Raw genomic sequence first — 1,448 nt, forward strand, 5'->3', positions numbered from 1 at the left:
GCTACGGGTCGTCGTCCGTATCGGCCAGCAGCTTTTCCGGGTGGTGGTAGGTGTTGGTGCGGGGTTGGCCGTGGTCGAGGTGTGGTGGTGGGATCCATTCGGTGTCGCCGTTGGCGCGTTTTCGGGTGGTCCAGCTTTTCTCGAGCAGCCGGTGGTGGGGTCCGCAGGCCAGGGTGAGTTGGTCGATGTCGGTGCATTGGGTGTGGGCCCAGTCTTGGACGTGGTGGGCCTGGCAGTACAGGCCCGGCACGTCGCAGCCCGGTGCGGTGCAGCCGCGGTCCTTGGCGTATAAGACAATTCGTTGCCCGGGCGAGGCCAGTCGCCTGGCGTGATAAAGCGCCAACGCCTTGCCGTGATCGAAGATCGCCAGATAGTGACGGGCATGGCGGGCCAGGCGGATCACATCGGACATCGGCAGCAGGGTACCGCCGGCGGTCAAACCCCTGCCCGCGGCGGCTTCGAGCTCGGTGAGCGTGGTGGTCACGACGATGGAGGCCGGTAACCCGTTGTGCTGGCCCAACTCTCCGCTGGCCAGCATCGCCCGCAGCGCGGCGTTGAGGCCGTCGTGGTTGCGCTGGGCGGTGCTGCGGGTGTTGCGCTGGATCGCCTGCTCGGGAGGGGCGCCGTTCACCACCGGGGTGGCATCGTCGGGATTGCACATGCCGGGCGCGGCCAGCTTGGCCAGCACGGCCTCCCAGCTGGTTCTGGCTTCGGGGGTCAGCCACCCGCTCAGGCGGGACATGCCGTCGGCCTGCTGATTGCCCAGCACCAGCCCGCGCATGCGCGCCCGGTCGGCATCGGTGTAGTTGCCGTCGGGGTTGAGGCAGTCCATCAGGCGGCGGGCCAGCTTGGCCAGCTGGTCGGGGCGAAACTCGGCGGCCCTGGCGGCCAGCTGCTGTTCGGCGTGCGCACAGGTCTCGAGGTCGACCGACCCGGGCAGCTGGTGGAAAAACCGCCGGATCACCGCCACATGCTCGGCGCCGATCGCCCCGTCGCGCTGGGCCGCCGCGGTGGCGGGCAGCACCGGCGCCAACGGCTCGCCGGTCAACGCCCGCCGCGGCCCCAGATCGGCCGCCTCGGCGATGCGCCGGCCGGCCTCGGCCCGGCTGATGTGCAGCCGGTCGGCCAACGCCCAAGACAACGTGCCGCCCAACTCGGCCGTATCCGCCTGCTCACCAACCTGATTGATCAGCTGATAACTCGGAATCCGCAGCTTGCGCGTTGCGCATTCGAGCTTGTCCAACAGCGCCAAGCGTTCCGGGGTGGTCAACGCGGCATAGCAGTGCTGTCCGAGGCGCGAGACTATCCGGTGTAGCGTGGCGTAATCCGCCGCGATCTCCTCCGGATCCGTTATCGAACGCATGTTCGGATGCTATCGCCGGCCTCCGACACAAACCGCCCCATCGAAACCACTGAAACAAAAGTGGCACAAGTGATTTGGCCAGGCG

Annotated in this window: 1 protein-coding gene; it reads right to left on the reverse strand. The window is 68.2% G+C overall.

The window, feature by feature from the left end; all coding sequences use genetic code 11:
• Position 1: 1 nt before the first annotated feature.
• Positions 2-1,363, reverse strand: coding sequence for an HNH endonuclease signature motif containing protein (locus tag BST14_RS28035; RefSeq protein ID WP_083067482.1), 1,362 nt, complete (start codon positions 1,361-1,363; stop codon positions 2-4).
• Positions 1,364-1,448 lie beyond the last annotated feature (85 nt).

Origin of the sequence: Mycobacterium arosiense ATCC BAA-1401 = DSM 45069 (assembly GCF_002086125.1) — a bacterium.
Classification (GTDB): domain Bacteria; phylum Actinomycetota; class Actinomycetes; order Mycobacteriales; family Mycobacteriaceae; genus Mycobacterium; species Mycobacterium arosiense.

Bases quoted from the DNA above. Each gene is read 5' to 3' on its own strand.
- BST14_RS28035 (WP_083067482.1), bottom strand. From the start codon at position 1,363: ATGCGTTCGATAACGGATCCGGAGGAGATCGCGGCGGATTACGCCACG.